Annotated in this window: 16 protein-coding genes, 3 pseudogenes and 1 other annotated feature; of the genes and pseudogenes, 6 read left to right on the top strand and 13 right to left on the bottom strand. The window is 59.0% G+C overall.

The features are described 5' to 3' along the window. Window positions 1-231: 231 nt before the first annotated feature. Window positions 232-1,557: pseudogene (locus ACVINW_RS18970) on the top strand (IS3 family transposase). Then, window positions 510-626, top strand: a sequence feature (AL1L pseudoknot). Its footprint overlaps the pseudogene before it by 117 nt. Window positions 1,558-1,675: 118 nt before the next feature. Here the strand turns inward: ACVINW_RS18970 and ACVINW_RS18965 are convergent. Continuing rightward, on the bottom strand, window positions 1,676-2,728 hold the full coding sequence (locus tag ACVINW_RS18965) for an ABC transporter substrate-binding protein (RefSeq protein WP_456752702.1): 1,053 nt from the start codon (window positions 2,726-2,728) through the stop codon (window positions 1,676-1,678). A gap of 319 nt (window positions 2,729-3,047) precedes the next feature. On the opposite strand from ACVINW_RS18965, the pseudogene ACVINW_RS18960 reads away from it, so the two are divergent. Continuing rightward, window positions 3,048-3,235, top strand: a pseudogene (locus ACVINW_RS18960) (IS66 family transposase zinc-finger binding domain-containing protein); the annotation flags it as partial. A 225-nt stretch (window positions 3,236-3,460) separates the two neighbouring features. On the opposite strand, the gene ACVINW_RS18955 reads toward ACVINW_RS18960, so the two are convergent. The 4 genes from ACVINW_RS18955 to ACVINW_RS18940 all read right to left on the bottom strand — a co-directional run bounded on the left by ACVINW_RS18955 (window position 3,461) and on the right by ACVINW_RS18940 (window position 9,120). Continuing rightward, the gene (locus tag ACVINW_RS18955) at window positions 3,461-4,510 is read right to left on the bottom strand and encodes a hypothetical protein (RefSeq protein ID WP_456752701.1); all 1,050 of its coding nucleotides are present in this window, start codon (window positions 4,508-4,510) and stop codon (window positions 3,461-3,463) included. A 329-nt stretch (window positions 4,511-4,839) separates the two neighbouring features. Beyond that, on the bottom strand, window positions 4,840-6,486 hold the full coding sequence (locus tag ACVINW_RS18950; RefSeq protein ID WP_456752700.1) for a class I adenylate-forming enzyme family protein: 1,647 nt from the start codon (window positions 6,484-6,486) through the stop codon (window positions 4,840-4,842). Window positions 6,487-6,780: 294 nt separating this feature from the next. After that, complete coding sequence (locus ACVINW_RS18945; RefSeq protein ID WP_456752699.1) at window positions 6,781-7,551, bottom strand: crotonase/enoyl-CoA hydratase family protein; 771 nt, start codon at window positions 7,549-7,551, stop codon at window positions 6,781-6,783. Window positions 7,552-7,623: 72 nt separating this feature from the next. Further along, window positions 7,624-9,120: an aldehyde dehydrogenase family protein gene (locus tag ACVINW_RS18940; RefSeq protein ID WP_456752698.1), complete on the bottom strand. Its 1,497-nt coding sequence runs from the start codon at window positions 9,118-9,120 to the stop codon at window positions 7,624-7,626. Between the two features lie 567 nt (window positions 9,121-9,687). Between ACVINW_RS18940 and ACVINW_RS18935 the strand changes: the two genes are divergently transcribed. Beyond that, window positions 9,688-10,422 carry a GntR family transcriptional regulator gene (locus ACVINW_RS18935; RefSeq protein WP_456752697.1) on the top strand — a complete coding sequence of 245 codons (735 nt, stop codon included), beginning with the start codon at window positions 9,688-9,690 and terminating at the stop codon, window positions 10,420-10,422. A 62-nt stretch (window positions 10,423-10,484) separates the two neighbouring features. Here ACVINW_RS18935 and ACVINW_RS18930 read toward each other — a convergent pair whose 3' ends face one another. From ACVINW_RS18930 to ACVINW_RS18920, 3 genes are all read right to left on the bottom strand, one after another. Then, window positions 10,485-11,753 (bottom strand): NAD(P)/FAD-dependent oxidoreductase, encoded by a 1,269-nt coding sequence (locus tag ACVINW_RS18930; RefSeq protein ID WP_456752696.1) that lies wholly within the window; start codon window positions 11,751-11,753, stop codon window positions 10,485-10,487. Between the two features lie 61 nt (window positions 11,754-11,814). After that, window positions 11,815-13,470, bottom strand: coding sequence for a thiamine pyrophosphate-binding protein (locus tag ACVINW_RS18925; protein ID WP_456752695.1), 1,656 nt, complete (start codon window positions 13,468-13,470; stop codon window positions 11,815-11,817). Further along, on the bottom strand, window positions 13,467-14,693 hold the full coding sequence (locus ACVINW_RS18920) for a pyridoxal phosphate-dependent aminotransferase (RefSeq protein WP_456752694.1): 1,227 nt from the start codon (window positions 14,691-14,693) through the stop codon (window positions 13,467-13,469). The genes ACVINW_RS18925 and ACVINW_RS18920 overlap by 4 nt, the downstream gene beginning before the upstream one ends. An 834-nt stretch (window positions 14,694-15,527) precedes the next feature. Between ACVINW_RS18920 and ACVINW_RS18915 the strand changes: the two genes are divergently transcribed. Next, on the top strand, window positions 15,528-16,367 hold the full coding sequence (locus ACVINW_RS18915; protein WP_456752693.1) for a Crp/Fnr family transcriptional regulator: 840 nt from the start codon (window positions 15,528-15,530) through the stop codon (window positions 16,365-16,367). A gap of 646 nt (window positions 16,368-17,013) precedes the next feature. After that, window positions 17,014-17,304 (top strand): IS66 family insertion sequence element accessory protein TnpB, encoded by a 291-nt coding sequence (gene tnpB, locus ACVINW_RS18910; protein WP_456752692.1) that lies wholly within the window; start codon window positions 17,014-17,016, stop codon window positions 17,302-17,304. A 170-nt stretch (window positions 17,305-17,474) separates the two neighbouring features. On the opposite strand, the gene ACVINW_RS18905 is transcribed toward tnpB, so the two are convergent. The 3 genes from ACVINW_RS18905 to ACVINW_RS18895 form a co-directional block, all read right to left on the bottom strand. Beyond that, window positions 17,475-19,028, bottom strand: a complete 1,554-nt coding sequence (locus tag ACVINW_RS18905; protein ID WP_456752691.1) for a S10 family peptidase — start codon at window positions 19,026-19,028, stop codon at window positions 17,475-17,477. A 206-nt stretch (window positions 19,029-19,234) separates the two neighbouring features. Beyond that, window positions 19,235-19,588, bottom strand: a complete 354-nt coding sequence (locus tag ACVINW_RS18900) for a RidA family protein (protein ID WP_456752690.1) — start codon at window positions 19,586-19,588, stop codon at window positions 19,235-19,237. Between the two features lie 18 nt (window positions 19,589-19,606). Next, the gene (locus ACVINW_RS18895; RefSeq protein ID WP_456752689.1) at window positions 19,607-20,524 is read right to left on the bottom strand and encodes an NAD(P)-dependent oxidoreductase; all 918 of its coding nucleotides are present in this window, start codon (window positions 20,522-20,524) and stop codon (window positions 19,607-19,609) included. A gap of 1,254 nt (window positions 20,525-21,778) precedes the next feature. Here ACVINW_RS18895 and ACVINW_RS18890 point away from each other — a divergent pair. Beyond that, window positions 21,779-22,148: pseudogene (locus ACVINW_RS18890) on the top strand (transposase); the annotation flags it as partial. Between the two features lie 330 nt (window positions 22,149-22,478). On the opposite strand, the gene ACVINW_RS18885 reads toward ACVINW_RS18890, so the two are convergent. Together ACVINW_RS18885 and ACVINW_RS18880 are read right to left on the bottom strand one after the other, a co-directional pair. Next, complete coding sequence (locus ACVINW_RS18885; protein ID WP_456752688.1) at window positions 22,479-22,778, bottom strand: hypothetical protein; 300 nt, start codon at window positions 22,776-22,778, stop codon at window positions 22,479-22,481. A gap of 15 nt (window positions 22,779-22,793) precedes the next feature. After that, window positions 22,794-23,072, bottom strand: a complete 279-nt coding sequence (locus ACVINW_RS18880; protein ID WP_456752687.1) for a transposase — start codon at window positions 23,070-23,072, stop codon at window positions 22,794-22,796. Window positions 23,073-23,252 lie beyond the last annotated feature (180 nt).

The raw sequence follows: 23,252 nt of genomic DNA, 5'->3' as shown, positions 1-23,252 counted from the left end.
CCCAAATTTAATCCTGCTGGTTCCAACATGGCCACTATCGAGGATCTATCGATTGGGATCTTGCCGTACTAGATCGAGGGCCCTGATCGTATTGGTTAGACGCCGTCCCGCCGGGTCATCGTTGGTCAAGTACACGACCTTTCCACTAAACGAGCGCTGCGGGTCCGTGACTTTTTCGGAGTGAACCGCCCCGGGTTTGCCGCACGCTCCAACTCCTGAGAGGATGGAGCCATGACAAGCAAGACGACGAACAGATTTTCGCCTGAGGTCGGGGGCCGGCGATCGGTTCTGGATCACGCTGGCGAGCCCCCTTCGCGCTGGGCGGCGGTGTCATCGATAGCGGCCAAGATCGGCTGCACTCCGCAGACGCTGAACGGCTGGGTCAAGAAGGCCGAGATCGATAGCGGGCAGCGAGCTGGCGTTCCGATCGACACGACCGAGAAGCTGAAGGCGCTGGAACGAGAGAACCGTGAGCTTCGGCAGGCCAACGAGATTCTGCGCCAGGCGAGCGCCTATTTTGCGATGGCGGAGCTCGACCGCCGGTCCAAACCATGATCGCCTTCATCGATGATCATCGTGGGGCGCATGGGGTCGAGCCGATCTGCAAGGTCTTGCCGATCGCTCCCTCGACCTACCACGCCCATGTGGCCAAAGCGCGATCCCGCCAAGCTGTCGGCGCGCGCCAGGCAAGACGCTGCGTTGAAGGTCGAGGTGCGGCGCGTCTTCGATCGGAACTTCTCCGTGTACAGCGTGCGCAAGGTCTGGCGACAGCTCAAGCGTGAAGGCTTTGACGTTGCCCATTGCACGGTGTCGCGCTTGATGCGGGACATGGGTTTACAAGGGTGATCCGGGGCAAACCTGTCAGGACCACGATCAGCGACAAGACCACGCCCTGCCGGCTGGATCACGTCAACCGCCAGTTCAAGGGTTTAAGGCGTCGAGGCCGAACGTCCTTTGGCTCTCCCACTTCACCTATGTCGCGACCTTGACCCGCTTTGTCTACGTCGCCTTCGTCATCGACGCCTATGCCAGCAGGATCGTGGGCTGGCGGGCCTCGCGCACGGCGCACGCCGGCTTCGTACGCTGGAGCAGGCCTTGCACGATCGGCGGCCGGTCCATCGCGGCGGGCTCGTGCACCACAGCGACAGAGGCAGCCAATACGTATCCATTAAGTACAGCGAGCGTCTGGCTGAAGCTGGTGTCGAGCCTTCCGTCGGCAGCGTCGCAGATTCCTATGACAACCCTCTCGCCGAAACTATCGCCGGACTCTACAAGGCCGAGGTGATCCATCGGCGCGGGCCATGGCGAAGCTTCGAGGCCGTCGAGTTCGCCACCCTGGAATGGGTCGACTGGTTCAACAATCGGCGGCTCCTGGAGCCCATCGGAAACATCCCGCCCGCCGAAGCCGAACAACGCTACCCATGCTGGAACAATCCGCCATGGCGGCATGACTTAAACCAATTGGCCTCCGGCAAACGCGGGGCGGTTCAGAGCTTCGCCAATCGGCTGCACGAACCTGCGGACCTCATTTGCGAGCATCCACGTTTCACAAGCTAGTTCGTGCGCTCCCAGATTCCCAAAGGTCCGTCTAAGCGGACAAATGATTAGCTCTGAATGGGGCGCCCAAAGATGCCGTATGGGTTCTGGGCACCCCCGTACCGGTGACAATAAGGAATCAGCTCAAGACCCATTCCTTGAACCGACGCGAAAGCGAATCGAAGTTGTCTACCCAGAATTTGCTGTTAATACGAACATGGTTGGGGTTATTCAAATCTGGCTGCCATTTGCGAGTCTCCGCCGACAACATCGGCAAAGCTTTCTTGGATACCGGAATGCCAGCAATCTGATCTTCCAACCGCGCTTGGACTTCCGGGCGAAGGAAGTAAGCGAGAAGCTTCATAGCGTTCTCCCTGTTCGGCGCGCCCTTGACAACCGCAAGGCATTCCCGGTCCAACAAGTTCTGCTTAAAGGATATAGCCAAGGGCACGCCACCACCAGCCTCATTAGTGGCTTTGACTCGATTGGCGTAAGTGTAGCTAAAATCGACCTCGCCAGTCTGCACCAAGGAAATTGACTGAGTAACAGCGTTGATCCACGAAGCGATGCTCGGCTTGATCCGGTCAAGCGCCTTGAAAGCGCGATCGACATCCAAGGGATACAAATCCTCTGGCGCCACACCATCAGCGATCAAGGCGATCGACATTGTCTCGACGGGCTGATTGCGCAAGGCTCGGCGGCCCGGGAAGGCTTTTAAGTCGAAAAATTCCGCAAAATTGGACGGATGCTTTCCAGCAGCGTGTTTCGCTGGATCCCATGCGACGCCGGCGACATATACACTAAAGGCGACGTAATCGCTCGCCGGCGGGACTGCCATATCTTCGAGGTCAAAGATCGAAGGATCCAACCTCTCCCAAAATCCATTCTTAGATCCAAACTCCATCGCGTAACTCGAGGTTTCGTAAATATCCCACTCAACGTTGCCGGTAAGCAGCTGCGCCTTGACCTTCGCCAAGTCTGGTATGGGCACGACATTGACTTTAATTCCGGTCTCTTCGGTAAAAGGGTTCATCACGGTTTTTACCAAGGTTTCCTGGTAAGATCCGCCATAACCGGTGAATGTCACAGAATTTGATTTGGCTGTCGCGCGGGTGGCTCTAAGCACCATTGGCACCGCAAGTAAATTGGCGCCTTTGGTAAGGACAACCCGGCGCGAGACTATTTTCCTCATTGACGTTTTCCTTCCAACTTAGAGATTGCGATTTTTTTCGGAACGGCGAGCGGGGCACGCACGCTAGCTTGATCGGCTCAAGCTCCTTGCTATACTGTCCTGTATGCAGGAGAGTGCGCAAGTCGAATGTTGCCCCGCTAGTCATGGGCCCTAATTTGTTGGATCCGAACTGGTACGTCGACAAATTTGTTTGACCGCAATCGTGGTAAAGACGAGCTCTGGGCTGCCGGCTCATTCACACGAGCTGCCGCATGAGGAGAGAACTTCCATACGCTTAAGTTAGACATGACTGCGTGCCGGCTGGAAATGATTACGGAGACGGGACGCCAAGCGCCGCAACAATCGCGGAGCCCTACCGGCGCATCAGCTGCGCGGATTGAGGACGACCTCGACGAAGACTCGTTCTCCTGCAAGGGCAACTTGCACCGAATCGGCGAGGACAGGAGCGAGCGACTGGACAAGGCGCCAGCCCAGTTCCGCACTGTCACTACGCGCCGTTGCAATTACCGATGATCGCGACTTCCGGACATCCACGCGCCTAGCTTTTTGAGATGTGGATCCGGCTCTTAGTCACGTGTAAAAGCGTACCCCATTCAATTCACTCGGAGGCCGCGTGCGATCGTATGATAACGAGTCCAAAACAGCGATGCATTCGATCATCAGCAAGGCAGTTGTCACCCTGCTGCAGCGGGACATGTTTTGAACTAAGCGTAGGGGCCACCATCAGCAATCTTACCAAAGCCAACGTCCCGCGTCGCAGAATTCCCAGACTTCAGCCTCTCCGTCCAACTTTCGTACGACAGAGACACGACCGCTAATCAGACGCGTGGCCATTGTCGTGAACTCGAATCGTGCGGTACGCAGCGCCTCGTTTTCCGGACCCAATGGTAGGTGTGAGCACACAGCCACTCGGTGCACGTCGCACGACGGCGTTAGCCGTACTTCTTGTCCGCATGCGCGCTGCAGATTGTAGTGAAAATCCGCTGCCCCTTTTGCGTCGGACGCTTCAATGCCCATTTCCAGCTTGAACTCGTGAGTGAACTGAACGGCTACGCCGCGCATCACTTGCGCCACCAGAAAATATGTGTACTGCTCGCCGTACATCCGAAAGAGAACCTCGACGGCAGTCCTGAAGTATTGACGCATCAGGTTTCGCTGCGCCTTGAGAAGCCGCGCCTCAGGCCAGACGACAGGATCGAGCTGTGGCTGCTTTGAGGGATCGAATTCCGGCGTAACGCCAGCAGGTTCAACGCGGTACGACTCGCCAGGTGCCAAATCATGGTCGTACTCAATGAAGTAACCCTCATCATACGGCTCCATGTCCATGATGCTTTTCGTGGAGACCCAACCGAGGCGCGGACATCCCATTAGTGCACCGTTCTTCGCGTGCCAAGCTTCGGCACCGCCCTTTCGGATAGAAGACGGCAATGCCATCATTGCAACGCCTGGATAGGCCCAAGAAGGTGCCAAATAGCGGATCCAGACCTTCTTGGGTGACTCCTCAATATACTCCATTTTGAGGCCGCCCATCGCGTTCGACAGGTAATGATATTTTGCCGCACGCACCGCTGGCGGCTCATCATCGCGAATACCAAGCTTGCGTAATCCCTCCAAGTAATGGCTGCTTTGATGATGTCCTAAGCTCAGGACCATGAAGCGCTTGGCAGCTTCCTCGCCCTTTTCTCGGAACACAATTGCGGTGAACCCGGCCCAGATGCGTCCCCAAAACTTGTTCGCAACATCGCAATCTGCACGCAATCCTTGGATGTTTTGTTCTGGCATGATTGCCCCATCGATTATGGTCAGGTGTCGCGTGGCCGCAGTCTCGCGAGCCCCAATTCGCATACTAATCTGCATTCAGGACAGAACGCAATCGGTTTTATCGGTCCGCTTTGGGATTTTTCGGAAGATGCTAGACGGCTAGGTGGACAGGCCGCGCGATCATCAGATCGGTGCTCAGCCTAATGCCAGAAGCTGAGATCCAAAGCGGGCGACTGGCGAGCGCATCAGCCCGCCGTCGGCGCCGGTTCAGGGGGATCGTAAGAACCCTTACGTCTACTTTCGACCTCTATTCGTCTGTTAGGCAATCCTCGAAATGGCGGTGAGGCAATTTAGCGCCATCGCATCTCTTCGGCATCATAAGTGTCCGCAAGTGGATCCTTGATGTTCGTCAGCTCACGCTTGAGCACCTTGTTAGTAGATGTGGTTCTCGGAAGCGCTTCAGTGAAGGCAATGTACCGTGGAACCTTAAATGCGGCCAGACGCGCACGAGCATGCTCAAGAATGCGCTCGACCGGCAGATCGGATCGCGCGACACCATGCCTCAGCTCCACATAAATCTTGACCTCCTCACCTCGCTTCGCATCGGCGACGGGCACCGCAGCCACGTCGACGATCTGGGGGAGCTCGCGGAGGATGGCCTCCACCTCTCTCGCAGCGATGTTCTCGCTTGAGCGTCGAATCACCTCCTTTTTACGTCCGACCAGCCAATGGAAGCCGAGTTTATCACGGCGAAATACATCACCCGTCTTAAACCATTCGCCTTCGAAGACTGCAGCGGTGGCTTCCGGGTTATTCCAGTATTCCTTAAAGATCGACCGCCCCTTCACCCACAGCTCACCAGTGTCGCCCACCTGCGTGGAGGTACCGTCATCGTTGACTAACCGCAACTGACGGAAAGGCGAGCGGATCCCGTTGGAGCCGGAGTCTTCCATCTCTTCCATCTCGGGGGGCATTTGTGTGCCATACCCAATCTCATTCATCCCGTAACCAGCCTGGCCACGTACGCCAAATCGCTCACGGAATCGGCGGATCGCTTCAGGATTCCAGTTGCCGAAGTACCCGACCTGCCGAAGGTTGGTGGATACGTGGTCAGCTTCGGCCTGCCGCGCAACCAACTCAGGGAAGCCGCACCACTCAATCCGGTATTTGTTCAGCCAGTCGACGAAGCGCGTCGAACTCAGCTGCGGAGCCAGATATAGCGTGCCGCCTTGCCGATATGATTTGAGCAAAAGCGATGGGCTCTCTGCGTAGGTAAACGGTCCCACACACAGGTACGCCTTATACGGCTGAAGATCAGTGTAGGCGTGTGCATAGGAGGTCACCCCCCAATAGTCGTGCGTCAACACACAGCCCTTCGGAAAGCCCGTTGTACCTGAGGTGTACGCGATATTCGCAATATCATCGAACCCGACTCCTTCGTCCAAGGACGATGAATCGGCCTTCGTGACCAGTTTTTGGAACGTCGATTTGTCAGAAGATCGCCCCACAACGATCACGCGTTCCTTCGCGAGGTCTCGTGGCCAGGGCTCCATCGCGGAGAAAACCGGCCATACCAGTTCATCGACGATTGCGAAATTTGCTTGCGTGTCACTCAAAATGTATTCAATCTCTCGATGTGTATGGCGCATGTTAACCGAAACCAACACCGCACCGAGCTTTGCAAGCGCAAACCAAAAAATAGGGAATTCGATTCGATTGGGAAGCATCACACCAACGCGGTCGCCCCTGCGAACTCCGAATGCTTGCAGCGCGCGTGCGTACTTGTTGGACCACTGCTCCATCTCCAAGTAGGTCGCACGTTCGCCGCGCTCGAAGACGTCGATCGCCGTCACTGAGCCGTGTGTACGCGCCCGCAGCGCAACCAGCTCTCCCACCGTGGTGGCTTCATAGGCCGCTTCCAACGCTTCGATGCGGCGCAACGCATTCGCGACACGGAGATCGAGCTCAAGCTCATCTATTCTCAGTTCTTTTGACATACGTCGGTAACCTCGATTTGAAATCGCCCTAGACGACAAATAGAGCGCAGGCGCCGGTCTAGCCTGCAGTATTCCGTGGACCATTACATAGACACTGCGCGCCACCTTGTGCGGGTGAGTGGCTGCCACTGGTTGATCTACACAGGCACAAAACAGGCATCGTTGCCTTCAGCAATCCGCACCATCGCCGCGCCTCTTACACGCGAATAGTGCCGCGAGTTCGTTCGAAGGATCCGCCAAGCGTCGGGACTGCTCTTTCATTGATAAAGCGTCATCATGTCCGATCGGCTGCGCTCACCGCCCCTTCCACACGGGCTTGCGTTTTTCGGCGAAAGCATTCAGTCCTTCGCGAGTGTCCTCGGACAGGCGTAGTTCTTGGACCATCGGCATCTGTTTCGCGAACCGCACGTCATCGGGGTTATTCACCGACTGGAAGATGATCTCCTTGGTCGCCGCTAGCGCCATCGGTCCGTTCGCCAACAATAATTCAGCTAGCTTGATTGCCTCTTCGAGTGCCTTGCCCGGTTCCGAGACTCGGTTTACGACGCCAAGCCGTTCGAGATACGTTGCATCCTTGAAAGTTCCGGTCAGCGCGAGCTCCATGGCCAAATGATAGGGCATACGGCGCGGCAGCCGGACAAGTCCACTATCCGCCACCAAATTGTACCGAACCTCGGGCAGACCAAACTTCGCATCGCGCGCCGCCACGATCAGATCGCATGCGAGGCACGTCTCGAAGCCGCCGGCCACGGCGTAGCCTTCCACCGCGGCGATCAAGGGCTTGCGGGGCGGACGCTCCTGGATGCCCGAGCCGCCGCGAGCGAGCTCCGAGAGGGGAATGCCATCGGCTGCCTGCTTGAGATCTGCGCCCGCCGAGAAGGTACCGCCGGCGCCCGTGATGATACCGACGAAGAGCCCCTCCTCCTGATCAAGAACATCCATCGCCGCTTCCATGGCCTTCGCCGTCTCTAAATCGAAGGCATTCTTGACCTCGGGTCGGTTGATCGTGACGATCATTAGAGGACCGCGGCGTTCGACGAGGACTCGTTGGGATACATCACTCATATTTCTCTTCCTAATATAGCTGGCGGCGCGCCGACCAGAGCGCGCCTGCTGGCAGGCTTTCGCACGGCGCCTTTACACAGTTTTGATCCAGACAGCTTTGACGTTGAGGTATTCCTCCACATGTTGGAGCCCCGACTCGCGCCCATACCCAGACATCTTATAGCCGCCGAACGGCACGGCAGGGTCCATTGTCTGATAGCAATTGACCCAGACAGAGCCGGCCCTGAGCGCTCTGGCGAGCCTATGAGCCTTCGATACGTCGCGCGTCCAGACGCCACTGCCTAAACCAAATTCGGTGCGGTTGCCGCGCGCGATAACTTCGTCGATATCGTCGAAGGGAATGGCGGAAAGTACCGGCCCAAATATCTCCTCGCGGGCGATCGTCATTTCGTCCTGAACGTCAGCGAAGACCGTGGGCGGCACAAAATAGCCGTTTGCGAGCGGCCCCTCAGTCGCGCGCGCCCCGCCAGAAACCAACCGGGCCCCCTCCTGCACACCAAGCGTGAGATAAGCCGTCACTCGATCGAGCTGCTCGGACGAGACGAGCGGACCGACCTGAGTCTGCGGGTCGAGCCCATTGCCTAGCTTGAGCGAGCGACTGAAGTCCGCAACTCTCGCCGTGAATTCGCCATAGATCCGACGCTCAACAAAAAGGCGCGTTCCAGCCGAGCAGACCTGCCCAGAATTGGCAAAGACTGCCATCGCAGCACCCGGGACGGCAGCATCTAGGTCGGCATCAGCGAAAACGATATCAGGAGACTTGCCACCTAGCTCAAGTGAAATGCGCTTAAGGTTGCCTGCCGATGCCCTGACAATCTTTTGGCCAGTTAAGTGCGAACCGGTGAAGGCGACCTTATCGACGCCATTGTGCGCCGCGAGAGCCGCCCCCGCTGTCTCGCCGTAGCCCGGCACGACGTTGACGACCCCCTCCGGAACACCGGCCACCGCGCAGAGCTCAGCAATCCGGAGCGGAGTCAGAGGAGCTTCCTCAGCAGGCTTCAGCACTACGGTGCACCCCGTCGCCAACGCAGGCCCGATTTTCCAAAGCGTAGCTCCCAATGGGCTGTTCCATGGAATGATTGCACCAATGACGCCGAGCGGCTCCTTGAGAGTGTAGGAAAAGATTTCGCGAGACAGTGAATTCTCGATCGTCTCACCATGGATCGAAACTGCCTGACCGGCGTAGTAGCGGAGCATGCCGATAGCGCGCTGTTTGCTTGCTCTTGTTCGCGAAATCGGGGCTCCCATGTCGAGCGTATCAAGCATTGCGAGCTGCTCGATATCAGCTTCAACAAGATCGGCGAGCTTGAGAAGCAAGCGCTGGCGATCAGCCGGCCTCCAATTGCTCCACTGCCCGTCAAAGGCGCGCCGCGCGGCCGCAACGGCGAGATCAATATCGGCAGCATCACCCTCAGCAACCTCGGCTAGTAACTCGCCGGTCGCGGGGTTCCTGGTCGAGAACCTTTTTCCCGACCTCGCCTCGACCCATTGGCCACCAACAAAGAGACACTTCAGCTTTCCGTCCAAGAACCCTGGGGGAGAGGCAGCAGACTTGTTGACATAGACCATCCAGTATCTCCGCTGTTTCGGGCGAGAGGCCCTTGGATTACAAGCCTCAAAGAAAAATCGCTAAAGCCGCCCAGACCGACTAACCTTTCATCGATCAGAGCCCCGCTCGAGAACCTGTAGACATCCGCCGCCTCTGCCCAACCATCCGAGAACGGGATCGTGACGCGTCATGGTTGTTAGTTGGCGACCTCAAGGTCGGCGTGCACTGATCTAGATCATACAGTGAGAACCTTCGAGAAAAGGACGCACTGGGTTCAAATGAACGGTGGGCAGTCGCGCGCAGATGCACACGCCCGGGAGAACAAAGACCTTTCGATTCGAATGGACAGGTATGAGCAGGGCGCCTTTGTGTGTGGACACTGCTGATCAGGCACCGAAATCGGATCTTGCAGATCAAATCGCGGGTTTCAGCATTAGTATACGATGCTGAATACAGTGTCAACCAGATATCTAGATCTCTAGATCGGCCCCCGTTCCAATCGCGAAAGCGCGGTGAGACCCACTGCCCGCAAATTGCATTCCGATCCGAATACGACTAAGCTGCTTTTATCAAGCTATGAGGGTACAATGGCTCAGGCACTAGGCCAAAAGAAGCGAACCACTTCCCGAGAGGAAGCTGAACTTGAGAGCTCGGTTGACAGAGCGTATGAGCAGATTCGGGAGATGGTAACGAGGTTTCGGCTTAAGCCGGACGAACGACTGAATGAAAGCGAATTGTCCAAGCAACTGGGGCTCAGCAGAACTCCGCTTCGCGAGGCTTTGAATCGCCTGTCGATGGAAGGGTTCCTGAATGCCAGATCGGGAAAAGGATTCTTTTGTCGCTCTCTAGACCCCCAAGAGATTTACGAGCTTTATCAATTGCGAGCGGCTATTGAGTGCGGCGGCGTGCGCATTGCCGCTGAGCTCGGAGATCCCGCCGAGATCGAAAAGCTGCTCAATTTTCTTAAGCAGACAGCAAATATTGAGGGAGCATCAACTTCAACGCTGGTCGGCTATGATGAACGATTCCATGAAGAGATCATGAAGTTAACCGGCAATAGGGAGATGCTTAAGACACTGCGCAACATCAATGATCGCATTAGGTGCGTCAGGTGGATTGATATGGATCGTCGTGGACGCAAATCGACGCAGAATGAGCATCTTGAAATCGCGCAGGCCCTGAAGATGAAAGATGTTGAACACTGCGTGGCTATCCTCCAGAAGCACATTGCTCGACGGCTGGAAGAGATCACCTCCTCCATTCGAGAAGCGTACGGGCTTCTTTACATGCCCAAGAATGTTCGCTCGGAGCATCCGTTTTAGATAAAGAGAACGCATTCAGTCACGATCAAGCTCGCCGGCGGATGTCGTACATTATATGAAATTCAAAGAAAGCGGTCAGGCATAAACGGCGCGAGCGGAATCTCCGGGGCCTGGCCGCTCAGGAGCTGCGCGACCAGCCGGCCGGTGCGCGCCGAGCCAACCAGCCCGACATGGCCGTGGCCGAACGCGTAGACCACGTCGCGCGTGGCGCGGCTGTGGCCGATGCAGGGGCGTCCATCGGGCATGCTCGGGCGATGGCCGAACCAGGTCTTGATCCGCGATGCTGGAATGTCCCTCGGCAACTTCGGGAACATGCTCAAGAGATGCTCGCGCAGGATCTCGGCGCGCTTCCAGTTCGGCTCGGCGTCGAGGCCTGCGATCTCCACCGTGCCGGCGGCACGCAGGCCCTTGTCGGTCCAGTTGACCACCATCTTGGCATCCGAGGCCATCATCGAATTGCGCGGGCCGGATTCCGGGTTCTCGATCATCACGTGATAGCCGCGCTCGGTTTCGAGCGGCAACGGATCCCCGATCGATGCGGCCAGCTGCTTCGAGCGCGCGCCCGCGGCGACCACCGCGGCGTCGCAGGCGATCTCGCCGCTCTCGGTGACAACGGCGACCAGCCTGTCACCCGCAAGCTTGAGCCCTATCGCCTTGGCTGTGATGCGCTCGGCACCGTTCGCGATCGCGTGCGCGGCGAGCGCTGCGACATACGCGCCGGGATCGCGGCAGCGCCCCGCCTCCTCCACCACGACGCCGAATTTGTAGCGCGGATGCAGATCGGGTTCGCGCTGGCGCATCTCATTCTCGTCGAGCTCGAGCCATTCGATCCCGACGCGCTTGCGGATGCGCCAACCGAGATCCCTGTCAAAGGGCGCGCGCGAGGGAAACACATGCATCACCCCGCGCCGCTCGATCAGCCCGGGCACGCCGGCTTCCTCGGCGAGCTGCTTGTGCAGCAGCGGCGCATCCTTCAACAGATCGCGCATCGCCCGCGCGGTGGCCTCGACCTGCGCCCCGGTCCGGCTCGACAGCAGATACTTGATCAGCCACGGCAGCGCCTTCGGCAGATACGACCAGCGGATCGCGAGCGGCCCGAGCGGATCCATCAGATAGCCCGGCACCTTCTTCCAGGTGCCGGGCTCCGCCGGCGGGATCACCGAATGCGACGACAGCCAGCCGGCATTGCCATAGCTCGCGGCCTGGGTGCCGCCCGGTTCGCCCGGATCGATCAGGGTGACGCGATGACCCGCGCGCAGCGCCTCGATGGCACTGATCACGCCGACCGCGCCGGCGCCGATGATCGCGACGTGGCGCCCCGTTCCGGTCATCAGCGCTTCGCCTTTTGATTGGGCATGATCTCCTCGGAAAACCGCTTCGCACTTTTCCGGATCATGCCTCGGGCACGAAATCCTTGCCGACCGACAGCGCGCGCTGATCGACCAGGCAGTGCAGGATCGCCGGCTTGCCGGCGGCCAGCGCGCGCTCGAACGCGGGCGCAAAATCCTCGGTGCGCTCGACCCGCTCGCCATGGCCGCCGAACGCCTTGGCGTAAAGCGCAAAGTCCGGATTCTTGAGCTGGGTGCCGACGACGCGGCCGGGATAGTCGCGCTCCTGATGCATGCGGATGGTGCCGTATTGCGCATTGTCGATGACGACGACGATCAGCGGCGCGTCGTACTGCACGGCAGTGGCGAACTCCTGCCCGTTCATCAGGAAGCAGCCGTCGCCGGCGAACGCGACCACGACGCGATCCGGATGATGCCGCTTGGCCATCACGGCCGCCGGCACGCCATAGCCCATCGAGCCCGAGGTCGGCGCCAGCTGCGCGGCGAAGCTGTGGAAGCGATGGTGGCGATGAATCCAGCCGGCGTAATTGCCAGCGCCGTTGCAGACGATCGCATCCTTCGGCAACCGATCGCGCAGCCAGGTCACGACCTCGCCATACTGGAAATTGCCGGGCAGCTCGCGCGGCTTGTCGGTCCAGGCCAGATAATCGGCGTGCGCCTTGGCCGCCTCGCCCCTCCAGGCCGGCGCGGCCGCGGGCTTCATGGTCTCGACCGCCGCCGCAAAAGCTGCGGGCGTGGCCTGGATCGCGAGCGCCGGCTGGTAGACGCGGCCGAGCTCCTCGGAGCCGGGATGGACATGGATCAGTTGCTGGCTCGGCACGGGAATGTCGAGCAGCGTGTAGGACGACGACGGCATTTCCGACATGCGGCCGCCGATCAACAGAATGACGTCGGCGCCGGTGAAGCGATCCCTGAGCTTCGGGCTCGGGCCGATGCCGAGATCGCCGGCATAATGCGAGTGGTCGGCGTCGAACAGCGAGGCGCGGCGGAATGAGGTCGCGACCGGCAGGTCGAAACGCTCGGCAAAGCGCGCGATGCCCCTGGCGGCGTCAGCGGTCCAGGCGGAGCCGCCGAGCACGACGAGCGGCGCCCTGGCGGATGCCAGCATCGCGCCGAGGCGCTCGAGATCCGAAGGTGCCGGCCAGCTCGCCGCAGGCTCGACCTTCGGCGCGTCGGCGACCGCCGCGGTTTCGGTCAACATGTTCTCCGGCAGCGAGATCACGACCGGGCCCGGACGGCCCTGCAGCGCGACGCGGAAGGCGCGCGCGACCAGCTCCGGAATGCGATCGGGGCGATCGATCTCGACCGCCCATTTCGCCATGGTGCCGAACACCGCCTTGTAATCCAGCTCCTGGAACGCCTCGCGCTCGCGCATGCCGGTATCGACCTGGCCGACGAACAGGATCATCGGGGTGGAATCCTGCATCGCAATGTGCACGCCGTGCGCCGCGTTGGTCGAACCCGGGCCGCGGGTGACCAAGCAGATGCCGGGCTGACCGGTAAGCTTGCCATAGGCCTCGGCCATCATCGCCGCTCCGCCCTCGGCGCGGCAGATCATGACGTCGATCGGGCTGTCATGCAGCGCGTCGAGCGCCGCCAGATAGCTCTCGCCCGGCACGCAGGTGACGCGCTCCACCCCTTGCGCGACCAACTGGTCGATCAGGATCCGGCCTCCGGTGCGGGCATTGCGAAGGGTCATGACAGCTCGCTGCAGGCTCTGGCGATACGGTCGACCGCCTCACACAAATCTTGTTCGGAGGTGGCGTAGGACAGGCGGAAGTAAGGTGCAAGTCCGAAACATCTGCCCGGCACCACCGCCACGTCATGTCTCTCCAAGAGAAAGTGGCAGAACATGGCATCGCTGTCGATCGTGACGCCCTCAGGCGTGCGGCGACCGATCAGGTCGCTGCAACTCGCATAAGTATAGAACGCTCCCTCGGGCCGGCGGCAGCTGATGCCGTCGATGGCGTTGAGCGCATCGACTACGATGTCGCGGCGGCGCTGGAACTCGGCGCGGCGCTCGATCAGAAAATCTTGCGGACCCGTCAGCGCGGCAATCGCTGCGGCCTGGCTTATCGAGGACGGATTGGTCGTACTCTGGCTCTGCACAACCGCGATTGCCGCGATCAATTCGCGCGGCCCCCCGCCGTAGCCGATGCGCCAGCCCGTCATTGCATATGCCTTTGAGACGCCATTGACGGTCATCGTGCGGGATTGCAGGCTGGGCTCGAGCGCGGCCGCCGTAACGAATGGCATCCTGTCATACGTGAGGTGCTCGTAGATATCGTCGGCGAGCAGCCAGACATGAGGATGTCGCTTCAGCACATCGAGGATTGGGCGAAGCTGGGCCGCTGAGTAGGCCGCGCCGGTCGGATTGGACGGCGAGTTCAGCAGCAGCCAACGCGTGCGCCGCGAGATTCCGCGCTCGAGATCGGCCGCATCGAGACGAAAGCCCTTCTCCTCCCGGCACAGCACGTCGACTGGCGTGCCGCCGGCGATGCGCACCATGTCGGCATAGCTGGTCCAGTAGGGCGCGGCCAAGATAACCTCGTCACCCGGGTCCAAGGTCGCCATGAAGGCGTTGTGGATGACCTGCTTGGCGCCAGCACCGACGGTGATCTCCTCAGCGGAATAGATGAGATGGTTCTCGCGGCGGAATTTCTCCGCGATTGCGGCCTTTAGCTCCATTGTTCCGTCAAGCATCGTGTATTTGGTGTGGCCGGCGCGAATGGCGCGCTCGGCTGCGTCTTTGATATGACGCGGCGTATCAAAGTCGGGCTCACCCGCGCCCAGCACAATTACAGGCCTACCTTCGCGCCTTAATCTCTGGGCGGCCGCTCCTATCTTGAGGATCTCAGAAACGCCAACATCTGCGAGGCGGCGCGCAGGTCGAAAGCTTGCATGAGAAGCCATGACGGTCATTACTGACCTCCTTTGTCGGGCTGAGGGTTACTCGGAGACATCAAGGCCAGCCCATCAATACAATTAGTCCGAGGCGATACGCCCGCTGGCGCAATCAGCGCCGACCAGCGTGTTGCCCGAGAACGACCCAAGCATATGCACGCGACCGCCGCGGCGGTTCGCCGAAGCCGATCAGCTCCGGCCTGGTTGCAGTCGTGCATCCACGGTCCATCATACTGAAGCTTGTTGCCGACACCCACATCAACGCAGTCAAGCGACCTCGTCACCATATCGCTCGATGGCGTTGACGAGGATGCCCCGGGCTCAAGTTCTTTTGGATTCATAGAACTGCGTGCCCCGTAACCAAGAAGACAATGCCCTTGAGGCTAATGCAGCTCGCAGCGTTAATGCCGGCAGCGTCGTGTGATCAATGATCATGATCTCGGCTCCTTAGAGGATGGCAGGTAGCTTCGAGGGCTTAATGTTGTGATCCCGATTGATGCCGACCGGCAAGTCGCAAGACGGAGCAAGCTGTTCTATCGCCGTAGGCTCCTTCGCACCCACGAATTGAAGGCTCAAATTTCCTCCATCAGCAACGGGTATAGTTAGCCTTGAGCTTCTGTATACACACCTGAGTACTATTGCAAGATGTCTATTTCGGGATTATAAGGTTATTCATATATCGCTGGCGTGCAGGCACAGACAAACTGAATGCGTAGTAGAATGCAGCTATTTCATCCTGACTAGGACCCAAACAAGATCTGAGGGCGGCGGTTCAGGCTCCAGGTCGTCCCGATGATGGTCCAGCAGCATGTCTAGGATCAATCTGGCTCTTTCAAAGGATAATTCGGCTGAATGTCAGAGGTTATACGGCCAAGTCTTAATCGAGGGGGGCACGCTGCTGCCGGGCCGTCCAACGCGCGATCAGTTATAAGAAATTCGCTTCTTGCGAGTTTCTCGCTCGAAAATCTCGGTGCAATAAGAGAGTACTTAGAGCCGATTGTGTTGAGAGAACGCATGGTTCTCCAAGACCCCAAAAGACGTCCTGAGCACGTCTACTTCATAGAATCAGGCCTTATCTCACTGAGGATTGTCGCCGCAGGGAGCGTTCTCGAAACGGCGGTAATAGGATTTCGTGGCGCAATCGGCGTTTCGCTTTTGTTGGGGGGACATATCTCAACTCATCAGTCTGTTGTGCTGTTTCCAGGAAACGCGTACCGGATTCGCATCGTAGATCTGGCTCGACTGATCAATGAGCACCCCGAAATCCGAGAACATCTGTTTCGATACGTTCAAGCACTGAGCCTGCACAGTGCTCAGACCGGATTGTGTGGCATTCGGCACGATCGTGAACAGCGGCTCGCGACTTGGCTATGTTTGGCGTGCGACGCGGCTGATACGCATGTGCTTCCGGTCACCCATGACTATCTTTCCTCGGTCTTAGGACTGCGTCGCGCCGGAGTAACGGAGACGCTAATCCGATTTGAAGGACTAGGGTTGATTCGTAAGATGCGTGGCCTCTTGCAGATTGATGAGCGTGAGACTCTCAAGCAAAGAGCATGTAGCTGTTACAAACTTATTACAGACGCTTACAACGCCCCTGAGGATACCGGCAAGATCGAACACGCCGCATTTGATAGGGGAAGAGCCCTTCAGCGTGGAACGGCTCAATCCGGAACGGGTAGTGATCTGTAGCCGCGGCTTCCCAGTGTCCTGAACCGGAAGTCTGCTACATTGGGACGTGCTTACCCCGAGCATTGTAGCGACGGAAGCGCGCGATAGAAGATTTGTTCTATTAGAATCGGCGTTATGTCATAAGCCTCGTTCCGCTCCCACCTTCCCGCGGCACATGGGATAGGCGAATCTCATCAATCTCTTTTAGGGATCGGCTTGTGTCTATGCTTGACCATACGCTTAAGTCGGACGTGACTGCGTGCGGGCTGGAAGTGATTACGGAGACGGGACGCCATCGTTGGTTCTCCAAGGACGTACAAAGCTTGGATTGTCGAGGAGACGCTAAGTACGAGACGCGGTCGTTTTCCGAGATTGCCGGGGACATGGGCCGACCCCACAACGAGTGTTTAACGTGGCGCCGGCAAGCGCGCCGGTTGCCGACGACGATGGTCAACTATCTTCCGTTTGTACCGCGGCAGTGAACGCCACGGTACCGATGGTGGCAGTTGGCCACAGGCCAAGAGAGCGCGACGGCACGCCAAGCCGGACGTAGCGACATCGAGATCGGAGCCCAAGGCGTCACTATCAGGGTTGGCCAAGGCGCAGACCGCGGCCACCTCCATGGGCTGAAGCCAGGCCGGTAATCGGCCCATCCGGAGCTGTCCGGATGATGGTGGCAACCAAGAAGGGCGATTTCCGTAAGAGAACGAAGGGACTTGTTATGTTGGTGTGCGAAGACACGAAGGCCGATCGCGCCAAGCGGGCGGATCGGATCAAGCTGATCTTCTGGGATGGGTACGGTTTGTGCCTGTTCAAGCAGCTCGACGAAGGCGTCTTCCGCTGGCTGAAGAACGAGGATCGCGTTATGCGTTTGTCAGCGGCGGAATCGTCGGCACTACTCGAAGGGCTTGATTGGCGGGGTGTCCACGCGGCACGAGAGACGGTCGCCCCGACCTAAGCTGGATAGGCAGGGCCGTGCCCGGGCGTGAAGGCGCTCATCTGTTGCCGGTGAACCCTCAGTGCCCGCATATCGCATGAGCCCAAGCGCGACCTCTATCTTTACATGTGAATGAACTCGCGAACCGAGGTCGCCCGCGGCGATTCCAAGCGCGTTCAACAAGCGCCACGCTATTGCGGAGCGGCCACCTCGTAGAAGTGCCCAAGATCGGCGCGCATCTGCTTCAGTGCATCAGGGTCGGCCCAAAGCATCGAGTGACCCCACCGGTAGTAAAGGACCGACAGGTTGGCCTTGATGGTCGGGTCCAAGAGCATGTGGTTGAGATCATATTCCGTCGCCAAGAAGGGCGTGCACAGGTCGTACCATCCATTTAGCGACAACACCTTCATGCGCGGATTTTCACGCATGGTCTGAGCCAGATCGCGATAGACCGGGGCCACATTGGCCTTCCTGCCGCCCGCCGTCATGAAGCCGTGGTAATCGTCGTTGATAATCGTATGGCGAAAGTCCCACGCGGTTCCGATCTTTGTGTCCAAGCGGTATTCTAGGTCGGTCGCGTACTTCAGCTTGCCAATGATGTAGTCTTCCGCGAGCCCGAAGAAAGCGCCGGACAAAGCTGCAGTCGACGGATCGTAACTGATTGCTTGGCCAGCGGCGTCCTCTTCCTGGCCCAGACAACGGCTGTCGTAGAAACCGATGGTGCGGCCTCGGTCGCGCAGCAGCTCGCGCCTGAAAGGCTCACGCTTGACCCGCAGCTTGGCCTTCTTGATGTAGTCGACCGAGATTCCGATATAGGCGGACATCTGCTCAGCGATCTGATCAAACTCCGGCTGCCCGACCCCGTCGCCCTTAAAGAGGGCGGCCGCATACGGGCCGCCCGCCCAAGCCCGTACTTCATCCAAGAAGGCGGCCTGGTCGGGCGGTTTGTTCGGGACCTTATCATGGAACCAGGCTGCGGCTGCATAGCTAGGTAGGTAGTGTGCATAGGACAGATCGAATCCGGGTTCGCTTGCGGAGGTGTTCAACCAGGAGGACAGCAACACTACACCATTCAAGTTGATATCGCGCTGGCGCAGGTTATAGGCCACGACCGCCGAGCGGGTCGCGCCATACGATATGCCGAACAAAAACTTCGGTGAGTTGGTACGGCTGTTCAACACGATGTAGCGGCTGATGGCCCGGGCGAAAGCGTCGGCGTCCTGGTCAACGCCCCAAAATGCCTTCGGGTCAGTCTTGCCGAGAGCACGCGAATAGCCGGTTCCGATAGCGTCGATGAATACCAAGTCAGTTCTATCGAGCAGGGTTTCCTCGTTCGGACCAAGCAAGAATGACGCCGCGCCCTTGCCGTCGGGGCTAGTGATCGAGAGCCGCATGGGGCCGAACGAACCCAAGTGCAGCCCGATGCTCGGGACGCTCGGACCACCGTTGTAGAGGAAAGTCACGGGCCGATGGTTCGGGCCGCCTTTCGGATCATCTAACGTGTAGCCGACGTAAAAGAAGCTGGCATGTGGCTTGCCGTCACCGTCGCGGATGGTCAGGGTGCCAGCGGTCGCCTTGTAGGCCAGGGCTCGACCACGCGCTCGGATGGTGTGGCTGGTGACCGAGCCATGCTCCTCAACTGGGGCGCAGGGAGCGTCAAAGTTATCTAACGGCCTCACTTCGCTCTTCCTTACGAGAGATGCTGGACCCGCAGCATCTTGTTGAGAGTATTCGCCTACTTTCATGTTTGAAATTTCCTATCGAGCCGACTCATAACGACGGCATGATAAACTCGTGACCGCACGCTATCTATTCAGGAGTAGTCGGGATTCCTTCGCGCTTAAGCCGCGGTGTCGCCATTCCAGTTTTCAGAACCTCGAGAGGCCGCGATCGATGCAATGCGATTCGTGGGACGGAAGGTGGCAGATGCATAACGAAGTTCAGAACTGAACTATCGGAGCGCCGCCAATGCGATCACTTCGATACGGCAGGCAGGATCAGCAAGTTCGACCTTGCCACAGGCGCGTGCGGGCGCATTGTTGGGAACGATCCAGGAATCGTAAACTGCGTTCATCGCCTCGAAGTCATCCATGGTCTTAAGCCAGATCTGGACACTCAGTAGGCGCGATTTGTCAGTGCCTGCGCGCTCTAGCATCTCATCGACCTTGGCAAGCGCCTCTTGCGCTTGCTGGGTAATGTCAGCACTCTTCGTATCGGCGACTTGACCCGCGAGGAAGACGAGATCGCGATACACGGAAGCACGGCTACGGCGAGCGCTCTGGCAAAAGCGAGTAATGTCTGACATTGAAACTCCTTAATTATGTCAAAGACCGGTCGCGAAAATGCGACGGCAATGATCAAGCGCCGCTGCAATAAGATTCTCGCTCGCCTCTGGCGTGCGGAACCCTGAATGGGCTGATAGTGTCACGTTGGGAAGCGTGGTGAGCGGATGACCTGCCGGAAGCGGCTCGACAATGAAGACGTCGAGCCCGGCATGCGCAATATGTCCTGACCGCAGCGCCTCGATCATCGCCCCCTCATCAATCAAAGCGCCGCGCGCAGTATTAATCAAAATGGCGCCGGGACGCATCTTGGCGATGCGATCACGTGACAGGAAATTGCTGGTCTCATCATTGAGTAGAAGGTGCAATGAGAGAACGTGACTTTCAGCCAACAGCCTTTCTAGCGGCACGAACTCGACGCGCGCGTGCGACCTCGGGGCTCGGTTCCAAGCAATCACCTTCATACCGCAGCCGAGCGCCAAGCGCGCCGTTTCCGCAGCGATGCCGCCGAAGCCGATCAGGCCAAGGGTCTTTCCAGTGAGCTGGATTCCCTCCCGCCGCAACCAGCTACCATTGCGCACACCCCGATCCATCTCGCAGAAATTCTTGGCCGACGCCCACATCAACGCGAGCGCGCATTCGGCCACCGCTGTGTCTCCGTAGCCCTTGATTGTGTGGAGGCTAATTCCGCGCCGCGCCAGCTCTTCGGGATTCATGTAGCTGCGAGCTCCCGTGCCAAGGAAGACGACATGCTTGAGGCTAGGACACCTCGCCGCAATGGCCGTCGGCAGCGCTGTATGATCCACAATCATAATGTCGATACCCCGAAGAAGGCGGGGCAAATCCTCGGGCGCGATACTTGCGTTGTGGTTAAGGTCGATCGGCAGGTCTTGCGAGCGAAGCAGCTTTTCGGCAACTGCCCCCAAGGTCTCGTTTGCATCGACGAAAAGAGCGCGCACAGAATCTCCTTAAATTTTCAGAAAAGATGCAGCAGCCAAGTCATCATTCAGGATTCTGTATACATGTCTGCGTACCAAAGCAATGAAATTTTTTAGTAACCTGCGGCGGACCTTGATATCGTTGCCACTGAATACGATACTGAATGCAGTAACGTCCGTCATGGCCCTTAACACACAAATGAACTGCCGCCCTCCGGGCAAGATTGCGCGAACTTTTCTCAAATCTTCCCTACGTAAAGCGACTGCGCGTTCTTCACGTGTCATCGATATTGATATCGGGCGGAGACCGCCTCTTACCGCATAACAGTGTAGCTATGTAAGCTCGCGGTCGAAAGCCAAGCTCCACCCAGTCAGTTCCGACTCTAAGGATTACCTTCTCGAGACATTCTAGGTGGATGCACGCGATGAAGCCTTTCCACCACACGATCTTGTTCTGTCGATAAGCACACCGTCCAGCGGACTGAGCCCGCGATGTACATTCGTGATCGATCGTGTCGAAGAACGAGCGGATGTCGACGCCGAGCACCCAGTTTACTCTTTTCTGGTGAATGCCGATCCAGAGCGCGTCCAGCGCTTGATGTTGGCTTCGCCTCTCCCGTAGGAAAAGCTGAGAAAGTCCGCCTCTTGATTGCATTCAGGATCGTCTCACCGCGTACTGGACGATCTCATCCTCCGACGCAGCGATTCCGAGCGGTCTCAGTTTGCCATTCAATTTGGGGATATGCACTCGGCGAGATGGGAGCGCCCGTAGGGGCTGATTGGACCGCGTCCCAAACGCGGCTATTCGTTCGTCGAGCCCTTCCTTGTAGTCCCGCCGGTCAACCCGTCGACGCCGGGGCGCCCCAGAGCGCTTCAGTTGCCTGAAGGCTTTCCGTCAGCAATTTGCGCGTCACGTGATGGATCAACGCCATAACCCGTGTCTTCCTGTTCGTCTTGCTAGTTCACGTATAGCGTCCAATCTTGTGATGCGCTGATCCGGGCCGTGTCCCCAATGATGGTGTAGCTCGGTAGAGCAAAGGCGCCCGTACGCGCGCCCTCAACTAGCGCGGTAGCGGGGGCTTTGCGGTGGTCATCGATGATTCGTCGGTAGGGTCGGGTTGCTGACACCAACCTGATTCGAGGAGCCATCGATGACCGACGAGATGATGAACCTTCGCACCTTCGTGGAGAAGAGTCCTGATGCGGATCTGTTGCGCGAGATGATCGGCTTTGCCGCCCAGCGGCTGATGGAGCTGGAAGTCGAAGGCCGGACCGGTGCGCAAGCTCGCCCGCCGGGGGCTACGCGGCGTCAAGCTGGTCGTGTCCGACGCCCACGAGAGTATCAACGCCGCCATCAGCAAGGTGCTCAACGCCACCTGGCAGCGCTGCCGCGTCCACTTCACGCGCAACGCGCTGGCGCATGCCGGCAAGAGCGGCCGGCGCGTCGTCTCCCGCCTTCATCGCCACCGCCTTCGCCCAGGACGATGCCGAGGCCGCACGAGCGCAGTGGCGGAGGGTTGCCGACCAGCTCCGCCCCAAGCTGCCCAAGCTCGCCGGCTTCCTCGACGAGGCCGAGACCGAGACCGATGTGCTCGCCTATATGACCTTCCCGCCGCAGCACCGCACTAAGCTGCACTCGACGGATGAGACGGACACGCGATTTTTCGTGCGCGAGACGACGATTGCGGAGATCGCTGCAAGTCCATTCTTTTGTTCGGCCGCGCTGCGGGCCATTCTTCCGTCCCGGCCATCGATCTCGCAGCCGCCGCGCGGAGGGGCGGTCAAGGCTGGCCGCATTTGCGGCCACCGCAAGGCTTGGCCTTGACCGGCCCGAGCACGGTGGCACGCTGGCGTCGAACGGGACTGCATACTTGGCGTGGGTGGACCTTGCCGTCAGCCGCGATTATGGTTGTCGGGCGCGGGCGACCCTCGTGGCGAAGCGTGACGCGTCGGCTGCAAGGGTCACCAGACCGCCCTATTTTGTCCTGCCGGACTGAGGCGCCTGCGCGTCGGTTTTTAGCCGCCGCGGTTTCCATTGCGACACGAGGCGTTCGTAGCAGTGTTCTGCCTGAGCAACAATCAACGTCTCGCGGTCGCGTAGCGCTTTGACGTTGTAGGCATAGGCCGGTCCACGCCGGCAGCCTTTCTGTTGCGGATGTCCGGCTTGAAGTTGCATCGTACGGGTCTTGTTGCCGACCAGTGCTGGGCGCGCCCAAAGGTAATCCACACCTTTCGTCAACAAATGCCAGCAGACCACAGTGAGCTTCCGCGCCACGGCCACCGCTGCGATCTAATGGCCGCGCCGGGCGCGGATGCGCACGAAAAACGCATGCAGTGGACCGGGTGCCTTGGCTGCTGCCCAGGCCGCCTCGACCAGCATGGCGCGCGCATGACTGCGGCCGACCTTGCTGATGCGGCCGTGATGGGCAGGTCCCAGTCCCGACTGCCGCACCCGTGGGTTCAGCCCGAAATAGCTTACTAGCTTCTGTGGGCTGTTGAACCGGCTGATGTCGCCGATCGCCGCCATGATCCCGGCGGCGACCGCCAGATTTACACCGGTGATCGTCATCAATCTGTTGAGCGCGGAATCTTCGATTGCGTCCTGCGCGACCTGGCGGTCGAGCAGGGCCAGATCTACCGCTAGCCGATCCAGCTCACGGACGTGCCGATCGATGGCCGCTCGCTCATCGTTCGGCGATTGTTAAGCGGCCAACCACGTCCGGCCGCGGGCGTTGAAAAGATCGGCATG

Source organism: Bradyrhizobium sp. USDA 4461 (genome assembly GCF_054055655.1).
Note: the sequence above shows the minus strand (reverse complement) of the source record. Positions and strands in the feature narration are given on the sequence as shown.

Excerpts from the sequence above, each read along its gene's own strand:
- ACVINW_RS18965 (WP_456752702.1), bottom strand. The coding sequence starts at position 2,728 with ATGAGGAAAATAGTCTCGCGCCGGGTTGTCCTTACCAAAGGCGCCAAT.
- ACVINW_RS18955 (WP_456752701.1), bottom strand. The coding sequence starts at position 4,510 with ATGCCAGAACAAAACATCCAAGGATTGCGTGCAGATTGCGATGTTGCG.
- ACVINW_RS18950 (WP_456752700.1), bottom strand. The coding sequence starts at position 6,486 with ATGTCAAAAGAACTGAGAATAGATGAGCTTGAGCTCGATCTCCGTGTC.
- ACVINW_RS18945 (WP_456752699.1), bottom strand. The coding sequence starts at position 7,551 with ATGAGTGATGTATCCCAACGAGTCCTCGTCGAACGCCGCGGTCCTCTA.
- ACVINW_RS18940 (WP_456752698.1), bottom strand. The coding sequence starts at position 9,120 with ATGGTCTATGTCAACAAGTCTGCTGCCTCTCCCCCAGGGTTCTTGGAC.
- ACVINW_RS18935 (WP_456752697.1), top strand. The coding sequence starts at position 9,688 with ATGGCTCAGGCACTAGGCCAAAAGAAGCGAACCACTTCCCGAGAGGAA.
- ACVINW_RS18930 (WP_456752696.1), bottom strand. The coding sequence starts at position 11,753 with ATGACCGGAACGGGGCGCCACGTCGCGATCATCGGCGCCGGCGCGGTC.
- ACVINW_RS18925 (WP_456752695.1), bottom strand. The coding sequence starts at position 13,470 with ATGACCCTTCGCAATGCCCGCACCGGAGGCCGGATCCTGATCGACCAG.
- ACVINW_RS18920 (WP_456752694.1), bottom strand. The coding sequence starts at position 14,693 with ATGACCGTCATGGCTTCTCATGCAAGCTTTCGACCTGCGCGCCGCCTC.
- ACVINW_RS18915 (WP_456752693.1), top strand. The coding sequence starts at position 15,528 with ATGTCAGAGGTTATACGGCCAAGTCTTAATCGAGGGGGGCACGCTGCT.
- tnpB (WP_456752692.1), top strand. The coding sequence starts at position 17,014 with ATGATGGTGGCAACCAAGAAGGGCGATTTCCGTAAGAGAACGAAGGGA.
- ACVINW_RS18905 (WP_456752691.1), bottom strand. The coding sequence starts at position 19,028 with ATGAAAGTAGGCGAATACTCTCAACAAGATGCTGCGGGTCCAGCATCT.
- ACVINW_RS18900 (WP_456752690.1), bottom strand. The coding sequence starts at position 19,588 with ATGTCAGACATTACTCGCTTTTGCCAGAGCGCTCGCCGTAGCCGTGCT.
- ACVINW_RS18880 (WP_456752687.1), bottom strand. The coding sequence starts at position 23,072 with ATGACGATCACCGGTGTAAATCTGGCGGTCGCCGCCGGGATCATGGCG.